Below are 17,903 nucleotides of genomic sequence, written 5' to 3' on the forward strand. Positions count from 1 at the left end.
ACGGCATCACCGGCCCCATGACGTACGGCTACGGAAGAGACCAGTGAGGAGGTGCGGCCCCGATGCCCCGAGCCATGGCCGGTCGGACCGGCGCGAGTGTCGGCCAGGGCGTCAGGGCCGTACGCCGCTGACGAACGTCGTGGTGGCCGACAGCCCGTGGGCAAGAGTGGGCGCGATGCTCGTGCTGGAGAGGAGGAATCCGAGCAGAACACAGACCATCGCGTGGGAGACCCGCAGCGCGCCGCTGCGGAGAAACACCACCGCCATGATCAGAAGCAGTACGACCACGGAGATCGAAATAGCCATGGTGAGCCTCCTCGGCGGAGTGGATTGTCCGCCAGTCTGGCTCATCGCCCGTTGTCGACCTGCGAAAAGCGTGTACTCCAATCGGGTATGAGTCAGCCTGGCCGGGGGCGCGGGTGCCATCGCGGGGACAGGCTCGGCGCAAGCGAAAGTGACCACCGGCAGACCGTCGTCCGGGTGCCGGGGAGGGCGGCCGGAGATGAACGGGGCGGGCTGGGGTCCCTTCACCCGGAGGCCCGGTGGGCAGGCGCTCGGCGGGCAGGTGGGCCGTGCCTTGCCTAGGCTGACGGAATGAGCCGTACAGCCCCGGACAGCGAGCACGCGGTGGCGCCGCCCGCCACTGCGGGGGCCGGAGGCCGGGACAGCAGCGAGGGGCGGGGCTCCGCCCGGCAGCGGCTGCTGCACCGGGTGCCCAATGGGTTCGCGGTGTTCTTCGGTCTGCTCGGGGTCTTCTGCGCGGTCACGTCGCTGGTCGTTCCGCTGCGGCGTGCGGCGCGCCCGCTGACGGACGCCCTGGACACGCTGACCGTGCCCACCGCACCGAACCTGGCCTACGCCGTCTTCCTGCTGCTGCTCGCCACGGCGATGGCGGCCCGCAAGCGCGTCACTCTCTGGTTCGTCCTCGGCTATCTCTCGCTGCTGCTGATCGCGGACGCGCTGTTGCTGGCGGTGGGCTACTGGGACACGATCCCGTCCCTGGTGCTGTGTGTCGCGGCGATGGCCTTGCTGATCCTGGCCAGGCGGGAGTTCTACGCGGCGTCGCGGCGCGGGGCGTTCCTGCGGGCCTTGCTGGTGCTGGTGGCGGGGCTGGCCACGGCCATTGTGGTGGGCTGGGGCCTGGTGTCGGCGTTCCCTGGCTCGCTGGAGCGCGGCGGCGGCAACCGGCTGCTGTTCGTGGCCAACAAGGTGTGCGGTGGTCTGGTCAGCGGCCGGCACTTCACCGGGCATCCACCGCACTGGCTGTATTTCCTGCTCGGTCTGCTCGGCGCGCTGGCGCTGCTCAACGCGGCCATGACGCTCTTCCGTTCGCAGCGGCTGGAGGCCGCGCTGCACAGCGACGAGGAGCCGCGCATCCGGGCGCTCCTCGGCCGTTACGGCGGACTGGACTCCCTGGGGTATTTCGCGACCCGCCGCGACAAGGCCGTCGTCTTCTCGCCCAGCGGCAAGTCCGCGGTGACCTACCGGGTGGAGGCGGGCGTCTGTCTGGCCTCGGCCGACCCACTCGGGGACCCCGAGGCATGGGCCCCGGCGATCGATGCCTGGCTGGAGCTCGCGGGGCGGTACGGCTGGCAGCCGGCCGTGATGGGGGCCAGTGAGGCGGGGGCCAAGGCGTATGCCCGGTCGGGGCTCGGGGCGCTCCAGCTGGGTGACGAGGCGATCCTTCAGGTGGCCGGGTTCGATCTCGACGGCCGGGAGATGCGGGTGACCCGGCAGGCCGTCAACCGGGTGGAGCGCACGGGCGCGACCACGCGGATCCGGCGGCACTCGGCGCTCTCCGACGAGGAGATGGGCGAGGTCATCGGGCGTGCGGACGCGTGGCGGGACACCGAGACCGAGCGGGGCTTCTCGATGGCGCTGGGGCGCCTGGGCGATCCGGCCGACGGTGACTGCCTGTTGGTCGAGGCGTTCGACAGCGAGGGGAAGATGATCGCGCTGCTGTCGTTCGTGCCCTGGGGCCGGGACGGTGTCTCGCTGGATGTGATGCGCCGCGACCGGGCGGCACCCAACGGGGTCATGGAGTTCATGGTCGCCCAGTTGTGCGCGCAGGCGGGGCGGTTCGGCGTCAAGCGCATCTCGTTGAACTTCGCGGTCTTCCGTTCCGCCTTCGAGGAAGGTGCGCGGATCGGTGCGGGACCGGTGCTGCGGTTGTGGCGCAAGTTGTTGCTGTTTTTCTCCAAGTGGTGGCAGTTGGAGGCGCTCTACCGGTCGAACGTCAAGTACAACCCCGAGTGGCATCCGCGGTTCCTGTGTTACGCGGACGCCGGGGCCCTCGCCCGGATCGGACTGGCCTCCGGCATCGCCGAGGGCTTCGTGGCCGTGCCCAGTCTGGGCAAGCTGTGGGGCCGGGGACGGGCCCGGGGCATCGCCAGTCCCGCGTCCACCGCGGGGCTGCCCTCGCTCTCGGAGCTCGGCTTCGACGGCGGCGTAGGCGGTGAAGGCGGCGGCACGGAGCAGCGGGACGAGCTCGCGGGCCTTCCCGAGCAGGTGCGGGTCCGGCGGCAGAAGCTGAAGCGGCTGCGGGAGGCGGGCGTCGACCCGTATCCGGTCGACGCCCGGCGCACCCACACCCTCGCCGCCCTGCGAGCGGCGCACGCGGGGCTCGCGCCCTCGTCCCGTACGGGCGAGCGGGTGATCGTGGCGGGGCGGGTGCTGCTCGTCCGCAATCACGGTGGCATCGCGTTCGCCGTCCTCCGCGACTGGTCCGGCGATCTTCAACTGGCCTTCACGCGCGACGACTCGGGGGCCGAGTGCCTGCGGCGCTTCGTCACCCATGTCGACCTCGGCGACCACATCGAGGCGGAGGGCGAGGTGGGCACGACCACCCGAGGTGAGCCGACCGTGTTCGTGACCCGGAGCCGGATGATCGCCAAGTGTCTGCGCCCGCTGCCCGACAAGCGTCACGGCCTGAGCGACCCGGAGGCGAGGGTGCGGATGCGCTATGTGGACCTGGCGGTCTCGCCGGAGGCCCGGCAGACCGTACGGGCCCGCAGCGCCACGGTGCAGGCGCTCCGCCAGGGGCTGCTCGACCGCGGCTATCTTGAGGTCGAGACGCCGATGCTCCAGCAGGTCCACGGCGGCGCCAACGCCCGGCCCTTCACCACCCACATCAACGCCTACGACCTCGATCTCTATCTGCGGATCGCGCCCGAGCTCTATCTGAAGCGGCTGTGCGTGGGCGGCATGGAGAAGGTCTTCGAAATGGGCCGTACTTTCCGCAACGAGGGCGTCTCGTACAAGCACAATCCCGAATTCACGATGCTGGAGGCGTATCAGGCGTTCGCCGACTACGACGTGATGCTGGACCTGACGCGCGAGCTGATCCAGGGCGCCGCCGTCGCCGCCCACGGCAGGGCGGTCATTCTGCGCGCGGACGGCGAGGGGAAGCTCGTCGAGCACGACATCTCGGGCCTGTGGCCGGTGAAGACCGTCCACGGCGCGGTGGCGGAGGCCCTCGGCGAGGAGATCGACGCCGATACGCCCGTGGCGGTGCTGCGACGGCACTGCGACGCCGCGGGGGTGCCGCACAAGCCGGACGACCGGCGGGGGGACATCCTGCTGGAGATGTACGAGCGGCTGGTCGAGGAGCGGACCGGGCTGCCCGTGTTCTACAAGGACTTCCCCACCGACGTCTCGCCCCTGACCCGCCCGCACCGCACCGATCCGCGGCTGGCCGAGCGCTGGGACCTGGTGGCGTTCGGCACCGAGCTGGGGACGGCGTATTCGGAGCTGATCGACCCCATCGAGCAGCGCCGCAGGCTGACGGCGCAGTCGCTGCTGGCCGCAGGCGGCGACCCTGAGGCGATGGAGCTGGACGAGGACTTCCTGCGGGCCCTGGAGTACGCGATGCCGCCGACGGGCGGGCTGGGGATCGGTGTGGACCGGCTGGTGATGTTCCTGACCGGGCTCTCCATTCGCGAGACCCTGCCGTTCCCGCTGGTCCGGAGGCGCTGAATCCCCACCCATCAAAGGATATCTTTGAGATTCGGATAGAATTCGTTATTTGCCTTATAGATCCGCCGTTGTTAATTTGACAGCTCAGTCCCTTTCAGTCCCTGACCGAGCTGGTGGTGTTTTCCATGACGGCGGCACAGCGTGCGGCGACCCCGTGGCTTCCGATGGCGGCCACGGCGGTGCTGTGGGGATCTGCGTTCACCGCGATCCGTATCGCGCTGCCGGATTATTCGCCCACCTCGATCGCGCTCATGCGCATCGCCATCACCGTGGTGCTGCTCCTGCCATGCCTGGCGCTCAAGCGCATCGGCCCGCTCAAGCGCGGGGACGCCCTGCGCATGGCGGCCTTCGGGCTCACCGGCATGACCGCGTACCAAGTGCTGCTGTGCGCAGGCGAGGAGAGCGTGGAAGCGGGCACCGCGGCCATGCTGATAGCCGCTTCCCCGGTCTTCACGACCATCCTGGGCATGGCGTTCCTCGGCGACCGTCCCGGTCGGCGGGGGCTGGCCGGTCTGGGCCTGGCCCTGTGCGGTGCGCTGCTGGTCGCGGTCACGTCGGGCAGCGGGAGCGGCTCCCTCAAGGGGGCACTGATGGTCCTCCTCGCGGCCGCCACCCAGGCGACGTCGTTCGCGCTTCAGAAGCCGCTGCTCAAGAAGTACTCGGGCGCGGAATGCGTCTTCTACGGCAGCCTCTTCGGCCTCGTTCCGCTGCTGGCGACGGCCCCCGACGCCGTCGGCCAGATCGCCGCCGCCGACACCCATCGCACGCTGGCGGTCCTGTGGCTGGGGCTGGGCTGTACGGCCATGGCCTTCTGGACCTGGTCGCGCACGCTGCGTGCGACGACCGCGTCCACCGCTTCCCTCGTGCTGTACGCCGTGCCCGTCGCCGCTCTCGCTCTGGACGCCGCGTTCCTCGGCAACGTCCCCGCGCTCAGCGCGGTGCTCGGCGGTCTGCTGGTCCTGGCCGGGGTCGCCGTCGCCTCGGTGCGCCGCGCGAAGCCCGCTCCGCGCCCCGCAGCCGAGGCCTCCGAGCGGGACCTGACCGGCGCGGGCAGCCGCAAGTAGCCGACGCGATCAGTCGGCCGCGGGCGTCGCCGCCGCGCCCGCCAGGTCCTCCCACCGCACCGTACGGTCGCACCACCGGTTGAGAAGCGTGCGGTCGTGGCCCACGGTCAGCAGGCCCGCGCCGGTCTCCTCGCGGTACTCCTCGACCACGGCCACCAGAGCGGCGGTCGTGGACGCGTCCAGCATCGCGGTCATCTCGTCGCAGATCAGCCAGCGCGGGCGCAGCACAAGGGCCCTGGCCAGACAGGCGCGTTGCAGCTGCCCGTCGCTGACCTCGTGCGGCCGCCGTCGCAGCAGTTCGGCGGAGAGGCCGACGCGCCGGGCCAGTTCGTCCACCCTGCCGCCGGCCTCCTCGCGGCGCCCGGTGGCCCGCAGCGGCTCGGCGATCAGGTCGGCGAGCCTCATGCGCGGGTCGGCGGAGAGGCGCGGCTGCTGGAAGACGACGCCGAAGGCGGTGCGCTGTTCGCGCGGGGCCCGGTGGCGCCAGCCGTGGGCGGGGCTGCCGTCGATGACGACCGTGCCGGAGTAGGGCCGGTGCAGCAGCGCGGCGACCCTGGCGAGAGTGGACTTGCCGCAGCCGCTGGGGCCGAGCAGTCCTACGGCCTCCCCCGCGGCGACGGTCAGCGAGACGTCGCGCACGACGGGGGCCCGTCGCTCGTAACCGGCGGTGATCCGGCTCAGTTCGAGCACGTGGGGTCCTCCTCCGGGTGGTGGCAGGCCACGCCGTCGACCGGGGACGGTACCGCCCCGCAGGCGCCCGTCGCCTTCGGGCAGCGTGCGGCGAAGGCGCAGCCGGGCGGCAGGTCGCCGAGTTCGGGTGGCATGCCGGGAATCGGGGTGAAGGCGCGCTCGGGCAGGGCGTCGAGCAGGCCGCGGGCGTAGGGGTGGCGGGGGCCTCGGGTGCCGAAGAACGTGGTGGCGTCGGCGATTTCGACGATGCGGCCCGCGTACATCACGGCGACGCGGTCGGCGATGCGTTCCGCCGCCGCGAGGTCGTGCGTGATCATCAGCAGGGCGTGCCCGGAGTCGGCGTGCCGGCGCAGCTCGTCGGCCGTGCGGTCCACGAGGTCGCGGTCGAGGCCGGTGGTGGGCTCGTCGGCGAGCAGCAGCGGAGCGTCACCGACCAGGGCGAGCGCGGTGGCCGCGCGCTGGGCGAGCCCGCCGGAGAGCTCGTGCGGATGGCGGTCGAGGTGATCGGCGGGGAACGCGGCGCGCGCGGCGGCGGCTTCGCCCGCCTCCCGGAGCCTGGTCTTCCTGAGCCCGGGCTTCCTGAATCCAGGCTCCCTCAACCCGGCCATTCCGGTCCCGACCTTTCCGGTCCCGACCTTTCCGGTCCCGACCTTTCCGGTTCCGGCCTTCCGGACGCCGGTCAGCTCCCGCAGGGTCTCGTGGAGTTGCGAGCGCACGGTGCGTACGGGAGTGAGGTGCGCGGCCGGGCTCTGCGGTACGAGTCCGATGCGGCGGCCGCGTACGGTGCGGGCCAGCGTGCGCTCGGCGGCGGCGAGCAGGTCGAGGCCGTCGCCGAGGCCGCCCTCGGGCCCGGCGAGGAGCGCCTGCCCCACGGTCCGGGCGTTGGCGGGCAGGAGTCCCAGCAGTGCGGACGCGAGAACGGACTTGCCGCATCCGCTTTCGCCGATGAGCGCGAGGCACTCCCCCGGCCGTACGTCGAAGGTGACGTCGGTGACCGCGGCGATGTCTCCGCCGGTGCGCATCCGGAAGCGGACGGACAGTCCGCGTACGGACAGGACGGGCTCGTCCGCGGCCCGGGCGCCGGGCGTTCCGGGCGCTTCGGGGGAACGCGTGGTCACAGCGTCAGCTCCGATCGGCGGCGGGGGTCGAGCCGGTCGCGCCAGGTGGCCGTGAGGCCCGCGATGGCGAGGGTGGGGACGATGATGAACAGGCCGGGGAAGAGGGTCGGCCACCAGTCACCGGCGAGCAGCGAACCGCGCGCGGCCTGGACCATGTTGCCGAGGCTCGCCTGGTGGGTGGGGAGCCCGAGGCCCAGGAAGGACAGCGCGGACTCGTGCCAGATCGCGTGCGGGACCATCAGCACCGCCGCGAGCCCGGCCTGGGGCAGCACGCCCGGCAGCAGGTGCCGCACGGTCACGCGCCACCGGGACGAGCCGCCCGCGACGGCCGCGTCGATGTACGGGCGTGAGCGCAGCGAGAGCATCTCGGCCCGGACGATGCGGGCGGTCGACAGCCAGTGGGTGAAGGCGACCGAGACGATCACCGGCCAGACGCCCGGCCGGAACATCGCCACGATGAAGATGCCGAGCAGCAGGTGCGGCACCGAGGAGCACAGGTCCACGACCCGCATCACGACGCGGTCCGCCCAGCCGCCGAGCGCACCGGCCAGTGCGCCGACCGCCGTGCCGACGACCGTCGCCGCGAAGGCCGCGACGACGCCGACGAGCAGGGAGACCCGCAGCCCGTAGACGCAGCGCAGCAGCAGGTCGCGGCCGACCTCGTCGGTGCCGAAGGGGTGGGACCAGGACGGCGGCCGCAGCTTGGCACCGAGGTCGACGGCCTGCTCGTCCAGGGGAACCAGCGCGGGCACGAGCAGCGCGACGAGGACGACGGCCGCGACGAGCGCGCCGCAGACGCTCGGGCGCGGCACGCGCGGGGCGCGCCGGGCCGTACCGCTGAGGGTCTCAGCCATCGAATCCCACTCTCGGGTCGGCCAGTCCGTACAGCAGGTCGGACAGCAGATTGCCCACCAGGACCGCGGCCGTGGCGAGCACGGTCAGGGCCGCGAGCAGGGGGAAGTCGACCTTGGTGGCCGCCTCCACGGTCGCGGACGCGATGCCGGGCCAGCTGAAGACGGTCTCCACCAGGAGCGCGCCGGTGATGAGTTCGGGGACGCGCGAGCCGATGAGCGTGAGGACCGGAAGCAGCCCGGAGCGCAGGGCGTGGTGGAGGAGGACGGTCCGTTCGCGCAGGCCACGCGCGCGTGCTCCGCGTACGGGGTCCTCCGCCAGGGCGTCGCCGACGCCCTGGCGCACGTACAGCACGAACCACGGCAGCTGGGAGACGGCGAGCACCACGGCGGGCAGGACGACATGGGAGGCGATCTGGCCGGGTGTGGCCGCGTCGCTGCCCGTGTCGGTCAGGCCTCCGGCGGGCAGGGCGTCGAGCTTGAGGGCGAAGAACCAGATGGCGAGCAGCCCGAGCCAGAAGGGCGGCGCCGCTTCGAGCGCGTACGCCACGGAGGTCACGGCCCGGTCGAACAGGCCGCCGCGGCGCCGCGCCGTGAGGACGCCCAGCGCCGTGCCCACCGCGAGCGCCAGCGCGAAGGCGACGGCGCACAGGAGCACGGACCAGCCGATGCGTTCGCCGATGACCTGGGCGACGGGCTGGCGCAGCGAGCTGGAGTCGCCGAGGTCGCCGGTGAGGGCGGCGGTGATCCAGTCCCACCAGCGGACGGCGAACGGCCGGTCGGCGCCGAGGTTCTCGCGCAGCTGGTCGAGGACGTCCTGGCCCGCGCTCAGTCCGGCGGAGCCGGCGTACGCCTGGGCCGGGTCGAACGGCGAGGCCGCGGCGATGGCGAAGACGCCGAAGGTGACGGCGGCGAGCACGGGGACGGCGGCCAGCAGCCGCCGTCCGGCCATGCGCGCCATCGGCCCCCAGGGGAGCCGGGTGGAGCCGCGGGTCACTTCTTCGGCTGCCAGGACTCGACGTTCCACCACGGTCCGGCGCCCAGGCCGTGGTCGTGCGGCTCGACCTGGGTGGTGATGTCCTGCCACTCGTCGTTCATGACGTAGAGGTGGTCGACGTGGGTGAGGAAGGTGTAGCCGGGGTTGTCGGCGAGCCCGCGCTGGACCTTCTCGTACGCGGCCTTGCGGGCCGCCTTGTCACCGCTGCGGCGGCCTTCCTCCAGGGCCTTGTCGACCTCGGGGTCCGCGTAGGCGGCCATGTTGTTGAAGCCGTCGAGGGCGAGCGAGGAGTGGAGCAGGTTGTAGAGGTCGAAGTCCGGGTCGGCGGGGTTGCCGCCGCCGGCCAGGACCGCGTCGTTCTTCATCCGCGGTTCGATGACCTCCCAGGTGCCGCTCTGCACCTCGACCTTGAGGCCGGCCTTCTTGGCGTCGGAGGCGAAGGCGAGGGCGTGCTCCCGGCGGAGCTTGTCACCGGCGGGGAACCAGAGGGTGAACTCCGCGCGCTGTCCGTCCTTCTCCCGGATGCCGCCGTCGCCGCTCTTCCAGCCCGCGTCGTCGAGCAGCTTCTTCGCCTTGTCGAGGTCGTACGGGCGCTCGGTGCCCTTGGCGAACCACTCGCTGTCGGTGGGCACCGGGCCGTAGCCCGCCTTGCCCGCGCCTTCGAGGAGCTTGTCGACCATGGCCTTGCGGTCGACGGCGAGGTCGAGGGCGCGGCGGACGGCGATGTCTCCGGTCACCTTGTTCGCCGTCGGCAGGGTGACGCCGCGGAAGTCGGTGGTCCGGGCGGTGACCGACAGCTTGGACTTGTCGCCCTTGAACCCCTTGGCGAGGTTGGGCGGCAGGATCGCGCCGTCGAGGTCGCCGGTGCGCAGCCGGGTGGCGCGGACGTCGTCGTCCTTGATGATCGCCATGGTGAGCTTCTTGATCTTCGGCTCGCCGCCCCAGTAGCCGGGGTTGGCCTTGAAGCTCAGCTTCTCGCCCTTGCTCCAGCCGGTCAGGACGTACGGGCCCGTGCCGATCGGCGCGGTGTTGAACGACCCGGTGTTGACGTCCTGCCCCTTCGCCGCGTGCTCGGGGGCGATCGGCAGCACGGTGCGCTCGGCGAACGGCGCGTACGGGTACTTGAGCTTGAAGACCACCGTGTCGTCGCCCTCGGCGGTCACCGCGTCGATGGCGTCGAGCTCGCCCTTGGCGGCGTTGTTGGTCTTCTCGTCGAGGATGGTCCGGTAGGTGAAGACCACGTCCTTGGCGGAGAAAGGCTTCCCGTCGCTGAACTTCACCCCGTGCCGGAGCTTGTAGGTGTACGTCTTCCCGTCGTCGGCCACGGCGGGCAGCGCGGCGGCGAGCGCGGGCCGGAGCTTCATGTCCGCGTCGCGGCGGAGCAGCCCGTCGAAGATCTTGGAGTTGCCGTCCTTGCCGTAGCCGAGCAGCGGACTGAGCGTCTCGGGCTCATTGGCGAGCCCGACGACCAGCGACTCCTTGTCCTTGCCCCCGCCCCCGGGCGTCGAACACGCCGCGGCACCTGCCGCCAGAACCCCTGCCATGGCCGCGGCGGCCACTCCCCGTACGGACCGGGCCGTCATGCCCCACACCTCTTACTCACGCTTTGCTGCTATTGCGAACCAGTCGCAATTAAACAGTACGTAAAGGAGTGGTCATGATCCGGGGGCGAGGTCGGGGCGGGCCCAGGGGAGCCACCAGCACCTCCCGGCGGCGGGCACGACGCGGGAGAGCAGTAATCCCCTGTCTATGAAGTGTCAATCGCCCCCGACAACAGTGCACGCAGACAACCGGCCCGGGAGAGGGCCGACTTCTCGACCAAGGAGCATTCCATGCGTGCACGGAGAATCGCCGGTCTGGCCCTCGCCGCGGCGGCGCTGACCACGACGATGGCGCTGACGGGTGCGGGCACCGCAGCCGCCTCCACCGGCGGCGGCTGCGCCGGCCCCACCTACAAGAACGTGTGTGTCGCCGACCACAACAACGGCCGCATCGGCGCGGACGCCTACCTCAACTTCGGGAACGTGGACTCCAAGTGCTACGTGACCTTCGGGGTCTTCGACAAGACGACGTGGGGGTTCGCCACCTACCAGACGGCCCCCTGCAAGAACGGCTACCAGCACCTCGGCATCGAGCTGACCAACCCGTCCCAGGGGCACGACTACGTCGGGTTCACACAGGTGCACTGGCTCGGTAACGGCGACTACGAAACCCAGGACAGCCCCATCCTGACCTACTGATCCGGCCCGCCCGGCTGCGGCGCGCGGCCTGGGCGCGACGGGGTGGCCACAGCCCACGACTGTGACCACCCCGCCGCAGGGCTGGAGGGCGCCAGTACCTTCCGGGGGCGGCGGGAGCCGGGTGCGGGGCTCCGGGAGTCGAACTGTTCTTTGTACTGTTTGTCGGGTGACTACCACCTTCAAGCCCCTCAGTACGGCCGATGTCCGGGATCTCGTGGCCTTGCGCGGCGAGGTCGAGCGCGCCGACAGGACGGGCCGGCACGAGGACGAGGCGGACGTCCTTCACGAGCTCGCCGACCCCAAGCTGGACTTGGCGCACAACACCGCGGGGCTGTGGCAGGGGTCGCGGCTGGTGGCGTACGCCATGGTGTACGAGCCGGAGCAGGTAGGAGACGTCGCCCGCTTCGGGACCGCCGCCGCCGTCCATCCGGACTGGCGCCGGCAGGGAATCGGTACGCGGCTGGTCGACTGGATGCGCAACCGGGCGGATGTGGTCCGGGCGGAGCGCCATCCCGGCGTACCGGGAGAGCTGCTGGTCGACAGGTCGGCCGCCAACGCGGGGCTGACGGCCCTGGCCCTGAAGGCCGGATTCGAGCCCTGCCGGTACTGGTTCAGCATGGCGCACGATCTGCGCACGGACCGGCTGCCCGACGTGAAGGTGCCTGACGGCCTGCGTCTGACGGCCTTCGAGACGGCCCTCGACGAAGCGACCCGCTGCGCGCACAACGACGCGTTTCGTGACCACTGGAATCACACCGAGACGGACAGGGCCGACTGGGACACCTGGTTCACCGGGGACCGTTCGTTCCGCGCGGCTCTCTCCGCCCTGCTGCTCGACGCCGACGGCCGCGTCGCGGCGTACCTCCTCGCCGACGAGTACGTTGCCGACGGCACGGCCACGGGTCACCGCTCGTGCACGATCGGCCACCTGGGCACCCGGCCGGCCCACCGGGGCCGGGGCGCGGCGCGCGCCTTGCTGGCGCACACGCTGGCCGAGGCCGGGCGCCAGGGGTACGACAAGGCGGAGCTGATCGTCGACGCCGCCAACCCGACCGGGGCACTGGGGCTCTACGAACGGATGGGTTTCGTGACGGAGCGGGAGTTCGTGACGTACGCCCGGCCACTGGACTGAGCGGGAAGAGCGGACCCGGCGGCGGGGTCGTGTGCTACCGCTTCGCCGCCGGGACCGAGAACAGCCAGCGGAAGTAGGCAGGGTCCGCCGCCTCCTCGACCATGCGGCCCTCGGCCTCCAGCCAGGCGTGGGCACCGAACGGCGGACGCGCGCGCACCCCGACGACCCACTCCGGCCAGCTGCCGCGAGCCCGGCACAGCAGCACCGTGGCCAGGGAACGGGGCAGACAGCCCTCGTCGGAGGCGCAGCGCAGGCTCACCGCGACCACGGCCTGCCGCGCGGCGCGCGCCTCGGCATAGGCAGCCGGACGGGCGCCCTTGCGCAGCCAGGTCAGGACGGTCCGGATGCGGGCCGGCGAGCTGCGGGCCAGCCGCCCGGCGACGGCCACCGCGAGCAGGGTGAGCAGCCGCCGTCCGGGAGAGAGCCGCGGGCGTACCCGGTGCGGCACCACCGCGCTCATCGAAGCGCCAGCTTCGCGTCGAGCAGCCTCGCTCGCAGGCGTTCCACGTCCTCGCGGGCGCGTGCCTCGTCGACGTCGTACGTGGCCGTCAGCCGCTGGGCCGCCTGCTCCGCGGTCCCGCCCTCCAGCAGGACGCGCAAGGCGACCGACGCCGAGCCGTTGAGCTGCCAGTAGCGGCCGCCCACTCCGTCCAGCAGCACCGTGCCGTAGTCGGTGTCGGCCGTCGAGACGTCGGGGCGCAGTCTCAGTGTCATCGTTCTTGCTCTCATGTCTTTCGGTCGGATCTGCCGCCCGGGCGGCGGCTGTTCAGGTGCGGGCGGCGGCCGGGGCGCGCCGGGCTGCCCGGGTCCACAGTTCGCAGCCGATGGTCGTGGGCATGGCTCTCTCGTGGAGCCGGGGGGAGTACGGGCGGCGGAAGAGCGCGCGCAGCGGTTCGGGGTCGATCAGTCCCAGTTCGGCCAGGGCGGAGGAGTCCCAGAGCCCGGCGATGTCCCGCCGGTGCCGCTCGAAGCCCTCGGCGGCGATCAGGGCCCCGTCGCCCTTGGTCCGCCGGGTCAGCAGCTCGCGCGGCAGGACGTCCGCCAGGGCCGCCTTGAGCAGCGGTTTGAGTTCCCAGGGGGTGACGCGTTCGTCGGGCCGCACGGCCAGGCAGGCGTGGACGACCTGGTCGTCCAGGAAGGGGGAGGCCGGGGTGAAGTCCGCTGTCGCCACCGCCTGGTGAAGCTGGCGGATCATCCGGCCGGTGTTCTGGATCTCCAGCAGGTCGCCGTGGCGGCCCCGGGCGGCGGCCAGCGGCAGCGCCGTCCCGGCGGCGTGCCGCAGCTCCTGGGTGATCAGGTGTCCGGCCTCGGGGGTGATCCACCGGGGCAGCCGCAGGGTGCCGCCCCAGGCGAAGGCCGAGTTCTGCGGGCGGGGCGGCCGCTGCCGGGCCAGCGCGGCGGTCTCGGTGGCCAGCCAGTGGCGGTAGGAGCGGCCGTCCAGCAGGTCGCGCAGCGCGGGGCGCCGCTGGAAGCCGGTGAGTTCATGGAGGGTGTGCAGCCGCTTCAGGGCGAGCAGCGGGCGGCTGCGCAGCAGGTCGTGCTCGTAGCCGGGGTGACCGGTCAGCAGCTGGTCGCCGCCGAACCCGTCGAGGTGCAGACGTGAGCCGTGGGCGGTGGCCATCTCCTTCGCGGCGCGCATCCGGGGGGCGCTGACCACCGCGCTGGAGGGCTCGTCGGGGAGGACGTCCACGGGAAGCGGCACACCGTCCGCGTCGACGAGTCCTCCCAGGAAGCCAGGGAGTTGATCGGCCGGGTAGACGATGTGGTTCAGCTGCGGCAGGTGGGCGGCGGCCGTCCTGGCCCAGCGCAGGTCCTCGTCGGCCTCGTCCGGGTTCTCCATGGTGAACGCGGTCAGTGAGGCCCGCTCCCGGGCGGCCAGCATGGTGAGGCCGGTGGAGTCCAGACCGCCGGAGAGGTCGGCGGTGATGGTCCGGGCGCCGTCGCTGCGCACCCGCACGGCCGTCTCGAGCGCCTGGCGCAGCGCCGCCGCTCCGTCCTCCAGGGAGAGCACCGGCTCCGGGGCCCGCCACCAGGAGGTCACGGCCTGCTGCCGCCCGTCGGAGGAGAGCGTCAGGCGCGAGCCCGGGGGGACTGCCGTGACGTTCTGCCATGGCGTCCGGTCCGTCAGCGGGTGGGGTACGGAGACGAGCAGGCGCAGGGCCAGTGCGGACCGGTCGAACGAGGCGTCGAGCAGGTCGGCCAGTGCGTCGGCCCGGTCGGCGGCGAGGGTCAGGGCGCCGAGGCGGCCGTGGAAGACCCGGCGCAGCCCGGAAGCACTGCCCTGGATGTGCACGCGGCCGTCGATCAGAGCGATCAGGTGAAAGCTGCCGGCCCAGTCCGTGCCCAGGCGGTCCAGGTGGTGCGGCTCGTGGACTTTGGCTGCCGTCGCGGTGAGTTCGGCGGCACTCACCGAACAGTGGCCGATGACCGCGAGGCGGGTGTCGCCGTGTTCGGCCAGGAGAACCTGGCCCGGGGCCAGCCGGCCGGCCACCCAGGGCCGGCCGGACCGATGCGTCATGATCTGCGCGGCACCTGGCGGAAGCCGGTCGGCCGCTGCGGTCGCGGTTTCATGGTCCGGCAGAACCACGAAATATGGCGTCCCGGCACCGACCACTTCGATCTCCTTTATCGGGCCTTGCATTTCAGAGCGCCCTTACCAGCCCCAGTGGGTGTGGAGAGCGGGCACGAAGGGCTCCTGACCCGCGGTGCCGAGCATTCCGGTCTCCTCCTGGAAAGAACCGCACTCAAACATCTCCGGGGCCTCGTAGGCCTGGAGCTCACGGCTCTCCATACGCTCGTTGTTCACCATTCAATTCACCTCCCTCTCGCTGACGTTGCAGCTCAGGGGCGGTGACTTCATGTGACTCCACGCATGGGAAATACCGGGCGGATGCGAACGCACCGCCCAACCGCCGGATATGCCGACAGGATTCAGATCCCGTGACGCCGCCCCCTGGCGCTCGATCGCGACTGTATCCATGTTCAATCCAAGTGATCAAGGACGCCGTTCCCGAATTGGGCACGGATTCCGGAATGTCCCGTACCACTTGTTCGACGCGCAAGTGGAGCCTCTGTGAGGGGAGTTGAAAATCCACATCAAGCCTGCAAGGCAGTGCTCCCAGGCCGTTCTCCGCGCACCGCGACCATGACCTGCCGCACGGCACCGACCTCGGCACAACGAGCCGGACGGGCACCCGTGCCAGGAGGGCCGACAACCCACCCTCAGGCTCATAACTGACCAGACCGGTGCATATTCACCAACCATCACCATGCAGCATGCGCATACACCGCCCCGGCCAGCACATACCGCGCGGCGGTTCCTAAACTGCCCCTCATGCCTGATCGGATAAAGATGCGCCCGGCAAGATTGGTCACCGCCGTGTCGACCGTAGCCTTACTACTCGGCACAGTGGCCGCCTGCGGTACCAGTTCGACTTCCCGGACGGACGCGAGGCCGACATCCGCGTCGTCGACCACCTCTCCGGCCACAACGACAGCGACAGCGACAGCAGAGGCAATCGCGGAAGAAGAGACCGCGATCACCGAACGCACCGATGAAGCGCAGACTGAGCACCGGCCGTCCGGAGCGGAAAGCACCGACTCTCCCGGCCGGCACGACGGCAGCAACTACGACAACCTCTCACCCGAGGGCAAAGAAGCGCACGACACCGAGAACTGCGCCAAGATCCCCGGCAAGAGGAAGGGAAGTTGCAACGAACCCCACCGCAAGTGCAAGGAGAGCGGCGCCACGGCGGTCTCCTCCGGCGGCGTGGAACTGACCTGTCGGATCTGGGCCAAGGACGGCCGACTTCACTGGCTGGCCGAAGGAGAGTGACCCCGGAACTCCCTTCGGGTTCGCCGACCCCGTGGGCCCCGCTTCGCGGCCCGGTGCCACAACGTGGGCATGAGCAACGAGACGATGCCGGTCACCGACCGTCGCTCAGGGGAGGACCGATCCATCGGAATTGACGCTTCAGTCGCGTGAGTTGCCGAAGAAGATGCGGTATCCGATCAGCAGCACCAGCGAGCCGGCGATCGCCGAGCCCCAGGTGGCGGCGTCGAAGAAGTGGTTGCTGATCGGCTTGTGGAGGAACTTGGCGGACAGCCAGCCGCCGATGAACGCTCCTGCGATGCCGATGAGGGTGGTGCCGATCAGGCCGCCGGGGTCCCGGCCCGGCAGCAGGATCTTCGCGATCGCTCCGGCCAGCAGCCCCAGGATGATCCAGCCGATGATGCCCATGGTGTCGTTCTGCCCTTCAAGCGGTTGATCCGTGATGACTGATCCGCACGGCAGTACGGACACTGCTGTCGACGCTCGGACGCGGTGCGGCGGTTTCACGAGTGACGTCAGGCCGGGTGGACACGCCGTCGCCGGGCACCGGCATCACCCGCCGAAGTTCAGGAGAGCGAACGCCACCGACTCCTCGGCGTTGCCCACTTGCGCAACATCTAAAGTATCCGTCATGACACACGATGGCGTGACGGAGTGGGAGACAGCCCTGCTGGAAGGCGGGCCGGCGGACGGGGCGGTGATCCGGCTGGCCAACCGTCCGGGAGTGGTGCAGGTCACCCACCCTTGTACGGTGGAGGGCTCCGCGAGCGAGATGCGCATTGCGGCGCTGTACGTATACCGGCGCGACCTGCGCGTCAAAGAAGAGCCGCTGCGGTACGGCTTCGACCCGGTGAGCCCCTGACCCGAACGGCGCCCCACACCCCGCCGCGCGCCCGATCCAGCGCCCGCCGGAGGACCCTGGCGTCCCCTGCGAACGGACCCGACACCACCCCGAAAAGGTTGCTAGATTGCGCACATGAGCAAGTGTCGCGGGCCGGATGGGCGCCCTTGGGGCTTGGCACAGCCGCCGATGGCCCGGGCGCCGGAGACCGCATCACAGGATCCGTTACGAGAGGGGCCCAGTTGCCGCAGGGCAGAACGTCATCGGCAGGCAGCAGCAACCTGCGCATCGGGGCGGCCGTGGCCGAGATCGAGGGCTTGTACGCCGCACTGCACGCCACTGCGAACGGACAGCGCAGGGAGCGGCTCCTGACCGAACTCGCCCAGGCCGGGCGGCGCCTCACCGATCTCGCGCTCGTACCGCAAGGGGAGCGAGTGGGCGTTCAGCCCCGTTCGCGCTGGCAGCGCCGGCGCTTTCTGGCGGCCCGCGGAGCCGCCAGGATCATGGCGTTCACCGCCGACCGCGGCCGAGCGAGCGGGCCGGGCCCCCTTGAGGACAGCCGCTAGGCACGCGCCCCCGGGTTCCCGGGAAAATAGGTCGACCCGGGGTGGGGCGGTCGCGTTGGGTTGGGGCATGACCGAACTGCGTACCGCCCGCCTCGCGCTCCGGCCCTGGCGGGAGACCGACCTCGCGCCCTGGGCGGCCATGAACGCCGATCCCGAGGTCCGGGAGCATCTGGGGCCGGTGCTCAGCCGTGAGCAGAGTGATGCGTCGGTGGTGAGGTTCCGGGCCGAGTTCGAGGAGCGCGGGTTCGGGTGGTGGGCCGTCGAGGTGCTCGCCACCGGGGAGTTCATCGGCTTTGCCGGGCTCGACGAGGTGGATGACGGGATGCCGTTCACGGGGGTGGAGATCGGCTGGCGGCTCGCCCGTCCGTCCTGGGGGCACGGCTATGCCACCGAAGCCGCCCGGGCCGCCCTGGACTTCGGCTTCGGGACCCTCGGGCTTCCCGAGATCCTCGCGGTGACGACCGTCACCAACCTGCGTTCCCGGGCGGTGATGTCCCGGATCGGCATGACCCGGGACCCCGCGGACGACTTCGACGACCCGAGCGCACCCGAGGGGCCGCTGCGCCCCAATGTGGTGTACCGGATCCGCGCCTGATC

At 71.3% G+C, this 17,903-nt stretch carries 19 protein-coding genes; 8 read left to right on the forward strand and 11 right to left on the reverse strand.

The features are described 5' to 3' along the window. Positions 1 to 111: 111 nt before the first annotated feature. The gene (locus tag ABD269_RS23955; protein ID WP_116214982.1) at positions 112 to 306 is read right to left on the reverse strand and encodes a hypothetical protein; all 195 of its coding nucleotides are present in this window, start codon (positions 304 to 306) and stop codon (positions 112 to 114) included. Positions 307 to 594: 288 nt separating this feature from the next. On the opposite strand from ABD269_RS23955, the gene lysX reads away from it, so the two are divergent. Together lysX and ABD269_RS23965 are read left to right on the forward strand one after the other, a co-directional pair. Further along, the gene (gene lysX / locus ABD269_RS23960; RefSeq protein ID WP_344120896.1) at positions 595 to 3,975 is read left to right on the forward strand and encodes a bifunctional lysylphosphatidylglycerol synthetase/lysine--tRNA ligase LysX; all 3,381 of its coding nucleotides are present in this window, start codon (positions 595 to 597) and stop codon (positions 3,973 to 3,975) included. Positions 3,976 to 4,100: 125 nt separating this feature from the next. Beyond that, positions 4,101 to 5,039: a DMT family transporter gene (locus ABD269_RS23965; RefSeq protein WP_344120898.1), complete on the forward strand. Its 939-nt coding sequence runs from the start codon at positions 4,101 to 4,103 to the stop codon at positions 5,037 to 5,039. Between the two features lie 9 nt (positions 5,040 to 5,048). Here ABD269_RS23965 and ABD269_RS23970 read toward each other — a convergent pair whose 3' ends face one another. The 5 genes from ABD269_RS23970 to ABD269_RS23990 form a co-directional block, all read right to left on the reverse strand. Next, positions 5,049 to 5,729, reverse strand: a complete 681-nt coding sequence (locus ABD269_RS23970; RefSeq protein WP_344120900.1) for an ABC transporter ATP-binding protein — start codon at positions 5,727 to 5,729, stop codon at positions 5,049 to 5,051. Beyond that, positions 5,717 to 6,751: an ABC transporter ATP-binding protein gene (locus tag ABD269_RS23975; protein ID WP_344122037.1), complete on the reverse strand. Its 1,035-nt coding sequence runs from the start codon at positions 6,749 to 6,751 to the stop codon at positions 5,717 to 5,719. Before ABD269_RS23975 ends, ABD269_RS23970 begins: the two co-directional genes overlap by 13 nt. A 92-nt stretch (positions 6,752 to 6,843) precedes the next feature. After that, the gene (locus ABD269_RS23980; RefSeq protein ID WP_344120902.1) at positions 6,844 to 7,701 is read right to left on the reverse strand and encodes an ABC transporter permease; all 858 of its coding nucleotides are present in this window, start codon (positions 7,699 to 7,701) and stop codon (positions 6,844 to 6,846) included. Then, the gene (locus ABD269_RS23985; protein ID WP_344122039.1) at positions 7,694 to 8,650 is read right to left on the reverse strand and encodes an ABC transporter permease; all 957 of its coding nucleotides are present in this window, start codon (positions 8,648 to 8,650) and stop codon (positions 7,694 to 7,696) included. Before ABD269_RS23985 ends, ABD269_RS23980 begins: the two co-directional genes overlap by 8 nt. Positions 8,651 to 8,691: 41 nt before the next feature. Next, positions 8,692 to 10,278, reverse strand: coding sequence for an ABC transporter substrate-binding protein (locus tag ABD269_RS23990; RefSeq protein WP_344120904.1), 1,587 nt, complete (start codon positions 10,276 to 10,278; stop codon positions 8,692 to 8,694). 249 nt (positions 10,279 to 10,527) lie between these two features. Between ABD269_RS23990 and ABD269_RS23995 the strand changes: the two genes are divergently transcribed. Together ABD269_RS23995 and ABD269_RS24000 are read left to right on the forward strand one after the other, a co-directional pair. Beyond that, the gene (locus tag ABD269_RS23995) at positions 10,528 to 10,935 is read left to right on the forward strand and encodes a hypothetical protein (protein WP_344120906.1); all 408 of its coding nucleotides are present in this window, start codon (positions 10,528 to 10,530) and stop codon (positions 10,933 to 10,935) included. 166 nt (positions 10,936 to 11,101) lie between these two features. Further along, positions 11,102 to 12,067, forward strand: coding sequence for a GNAT family N-acetyltransferase (locus tag ABD269_RS24000; RefSeq protein ID WP_344120908.1), 966 nt, complete (start codon positions 11,102 to 11,104; stop codon positions 12,065 to 12,067). 34 nt (positions 12,068 to 12,101) lie between these two features. On the opposite strand, the gene ABD269_RS24005 is transcribed toward ABD269_RS24000, so the two are convergent. From ABD269_RS24005 to ABD269_RS24020, 4 genes are all read right to left on the reverse strand, one after another. After that, positions 12,102 to 12,527 (reverse strand): lasso peptide biosynthesis B2 protein, encoded by a 426-nt coding sequence (locus ABD269_RS24005; RefSeq protein WP_344120910.1) that lies wholly within the window; start codon positions 12,525 to 12,527, stop codon positions 12,102 to 12,104. Further along, positions 12,524 to 12,781: a lasso peptide biosynthesis PqqD family chaperone gene (locus tag ABD269_RS24010; protein ID WP_344120912.1), complete on the reverse strand. Its 258-nt coding sequence runs from the start codon at positions 12,779 to 12,781 to the stop codon at positions 12,524 to 12,526. The genes ABD269_RS24005 and ABD269_RS24010 overlap by 4 nt, the downstream gene beginning before the upstream one ends. Positions 12,782 to 12,833: 52 nt before the next feature. Continuing rightward, the gene (locus ABD269_RS24015; protein WP_344120914.1) at positions 12,834 to 14,585 is read right to left on the reverse strand and encodes an asparagine synthase-related protein; all 1,752 of its coding nucleotides are present in this window, start codon (positions 14,583 to 14,585) and stop codon (positions 12,834 to 12,836) included. Between the two features lie 135 nt (positions 14,586 to 14,720). Beyond that, a complete protein-coding gene (locus tag ABD269_RS24020; protein WP_162890451.1) occupies positions 14,721 to 14,876 on the reverse strand; it encodes a keywimysin-related RiPP in 156 nt (51 codons plus the stop codon). Between the two features lie 525 nt (positions 14,877 to 15,401). Here ABD269_RS24020 and ABD269_RS24025 point away from each other — a divergent pair. Further along, positions 15,402 to 15,902 carry a hypothetical protein gene (locus ABD269_RS24025; RefSeq protein WP_344120917.1) on the forward strand — a complete coding sequence of 167 codons (501 nt, stop codon included), beginning with the start codon at positions 15,402 to 15,404 and terminating at the stop codon, positions 15,900 to 15,902. A 138-nt stretch (positions 15,903 to 16,040) separates the two neighbouring features. On the opposite strand, the gene ABD269_RS24030 is transcribed toward ABD269_RS24025, so the two are convergent. Beyond that, positions 16,041 to 16,307 (reverse strand): GlsB/YeaQ/YmgE family stress response membrane protein, encoded by a 267-nt coding sequence (locus ABD269_RS24030; RefSeq protein ID WP_116214969.1) that lies wholly within the window; start codon positions 16,305 to 16,307, stop codon positions 16,041 to 16,043. Between the two features lie 223 nt (positions 16,308 to 16,530). On the opposite strand from ABD269_RS24030, the gene ABD269_RS24035 reads away from it, so the two are divergent. The 3 genes from ABD269_RS24035 (at position 16,531) to ABD269_RS24045 (ending at position 17,901) form a co-directional block, all read left to right on the forward strand. Next, on the forward strand, positions 16,531 to 16,761 hold the full coding sequence (locus ABD269_RS24035; RefSeq protein WP_344120919.1) for a hypothetical protein: 231 nt from the start codon (positions 16,531 to 16,533) through the stop codon (positions 16,759 to 16,761). A gap of 221 nt (positions 16,762 to 16,982) precedes the next feature. Then, positions 16,983 to 17,306: a hypothetical protein gene (locus tag ABD269_RS24040; RefSeq protein WP_301891057.1), complete on the forward strand. Its 324-nt coding sequence runs from the start codon at positions 16,983 to 16,985 to the stop codon at positions 17,304 to 17,306. A 67-nt stretch (positions 17,307 to 17,373) separates the two neighbouring features. Next, positions 17,374 to 17,901, forward strand: coding sequence for a GNAT family N-acetyltransferase (locus ABD269_RS24045; protein WP_344120922.1), 528 nt, complete (start codon positions 17,374 to 17,376; stop codon positions 17,899 to 17,901). Positions 17,902 to 17,903: the final 2 nt, after the last annotated feature.

It is taken from the genome of Streptomyces blastmyceticus (assembly GCF_039521185.1).
GTDB lineage: Bacteria > Actinomycetota > Actinomycetes > Streptomycetales > Streptomycetaceae > Streptomyces > Streptomyces blastmyceticus.

Excerpts from the sequence above, each read along its gene's own strand:
- ABD269_RS23955 (WP_116214982.1), bottom strand. The coding sequence starts at position 306 with ATGGCTATTTCGATCTCCGTGGTCGTACTGCTTCTGATCATGGCGGTG.
- lysX (WP_344120896.1), top strand. The coding sequence starts at position 595 with ATGAGCCGTACAGCCCCGGACAGCGAGCACGCGGTGGCGCCGCCCGCC.
- ABD269_RS23965 (WP_344120898.1), top strand. The coding sequence starts at position 4,101 with ATGACGGCGGCACAGCGTGCGGCGACCCCGTGGCTTCCGATGGCGGCC.
- ABD269_RS23975 (WP_344122037.1), bottom strand. The coding sequence starts at position 6,751 with ATGCGCACCGGCGGAGACATCGCCGCGGTCACCGACGTCACCTTCGAC.
- ABD269_RS23980 (WP_344120902.1), bottom strand. The coding sequence starts at position 7,701 with ATGGCTGAGACCCTCAGCGGTACGGCCCGGCGCGCCCCGCGCGTGCCG.
- ABD269_RS23985 (WP_344122039.1), bottom strand. The coding sequence starts at position 8,650 with ATGGCCGGACGGCGGCTGCTGGCCGCCGTCCCCGTGCTCGCCGCCGTC.
- ABD269_RS23990 (WP_344120904.1), bottom strand. The coding sequence starts at position 10,278 with ATGACGGCCCGGTCCGTACGGGGAGTGGCCGCCGCGGCCATGGCAGGG.
- ABD269_RS23995 (WP_344120906.1), top strand. The coding sequence starts at position 10,528 with ATGCGTGCACGGAGAATCGCCGGTCTGGCCCTCGCCGCGGCGGCGCTG.
- ABD269_RS24005 (WP_344120910.1), bottom strand. The coding sequence starts at position 12,527 with ATGAGCGCGGTGGTGCCGCACCGGGTACGCCCGCGGCTCTCTCCCGGA.
- ABD269_RS24010 (WP_344120912.1), bottom strand. The coding sequence starts at position 12,781 with ATGACACTGAGACTGCGCCCCGACGTCTCGACGGCCGACACCGACTAC.
- ABD269_RS24015 (WP_344120914.1), bottom strand. The coding sequence starts at position 14,585 with ATGACGCATCGGTCCGGCCGGCCCTGGGTGGCCGGCCGGCTGGCCCCG.
- ABD269_RS24020 (WP_162890451.1), bottom strand. The coding sequence starts at position 14,876 with ATGGTGAACAACGAGCGTATGGAGAGCCGTGAGCTCCAGGCCTACGAG.
- ABD269_RS24025 (WP_344120917.1), top strand. The coding sequence starts at position 15,402 with ATGCCTGATCGGATAAAGATGCGCCCGGCAAGATTGGTCACCGCCGTG.
- ABD269_RS24030 (WP_116214969.1), bottom strand. The coding sequence starts at position 16,307 with ATGGGCATCATCGGCTGGATCATCCTGGGGCTGCTGGCCGGAGCGATC.
- ABD269_RS24035 (WP_344120919.1), top strand. The coding sequence starts at position 16,531 with ATGACACACGATGGCGTGACGGAGTGGGAGACAGCCCTGCTGGAAGGC.
- ABD269_RS24045 (WP_344120922.1), top strand. The coding sequence starts at position 17,374 with ATGACCGAACTGCGTACCGCCCGCCTCGCGCTCCGGCCCTGGCGGGAG.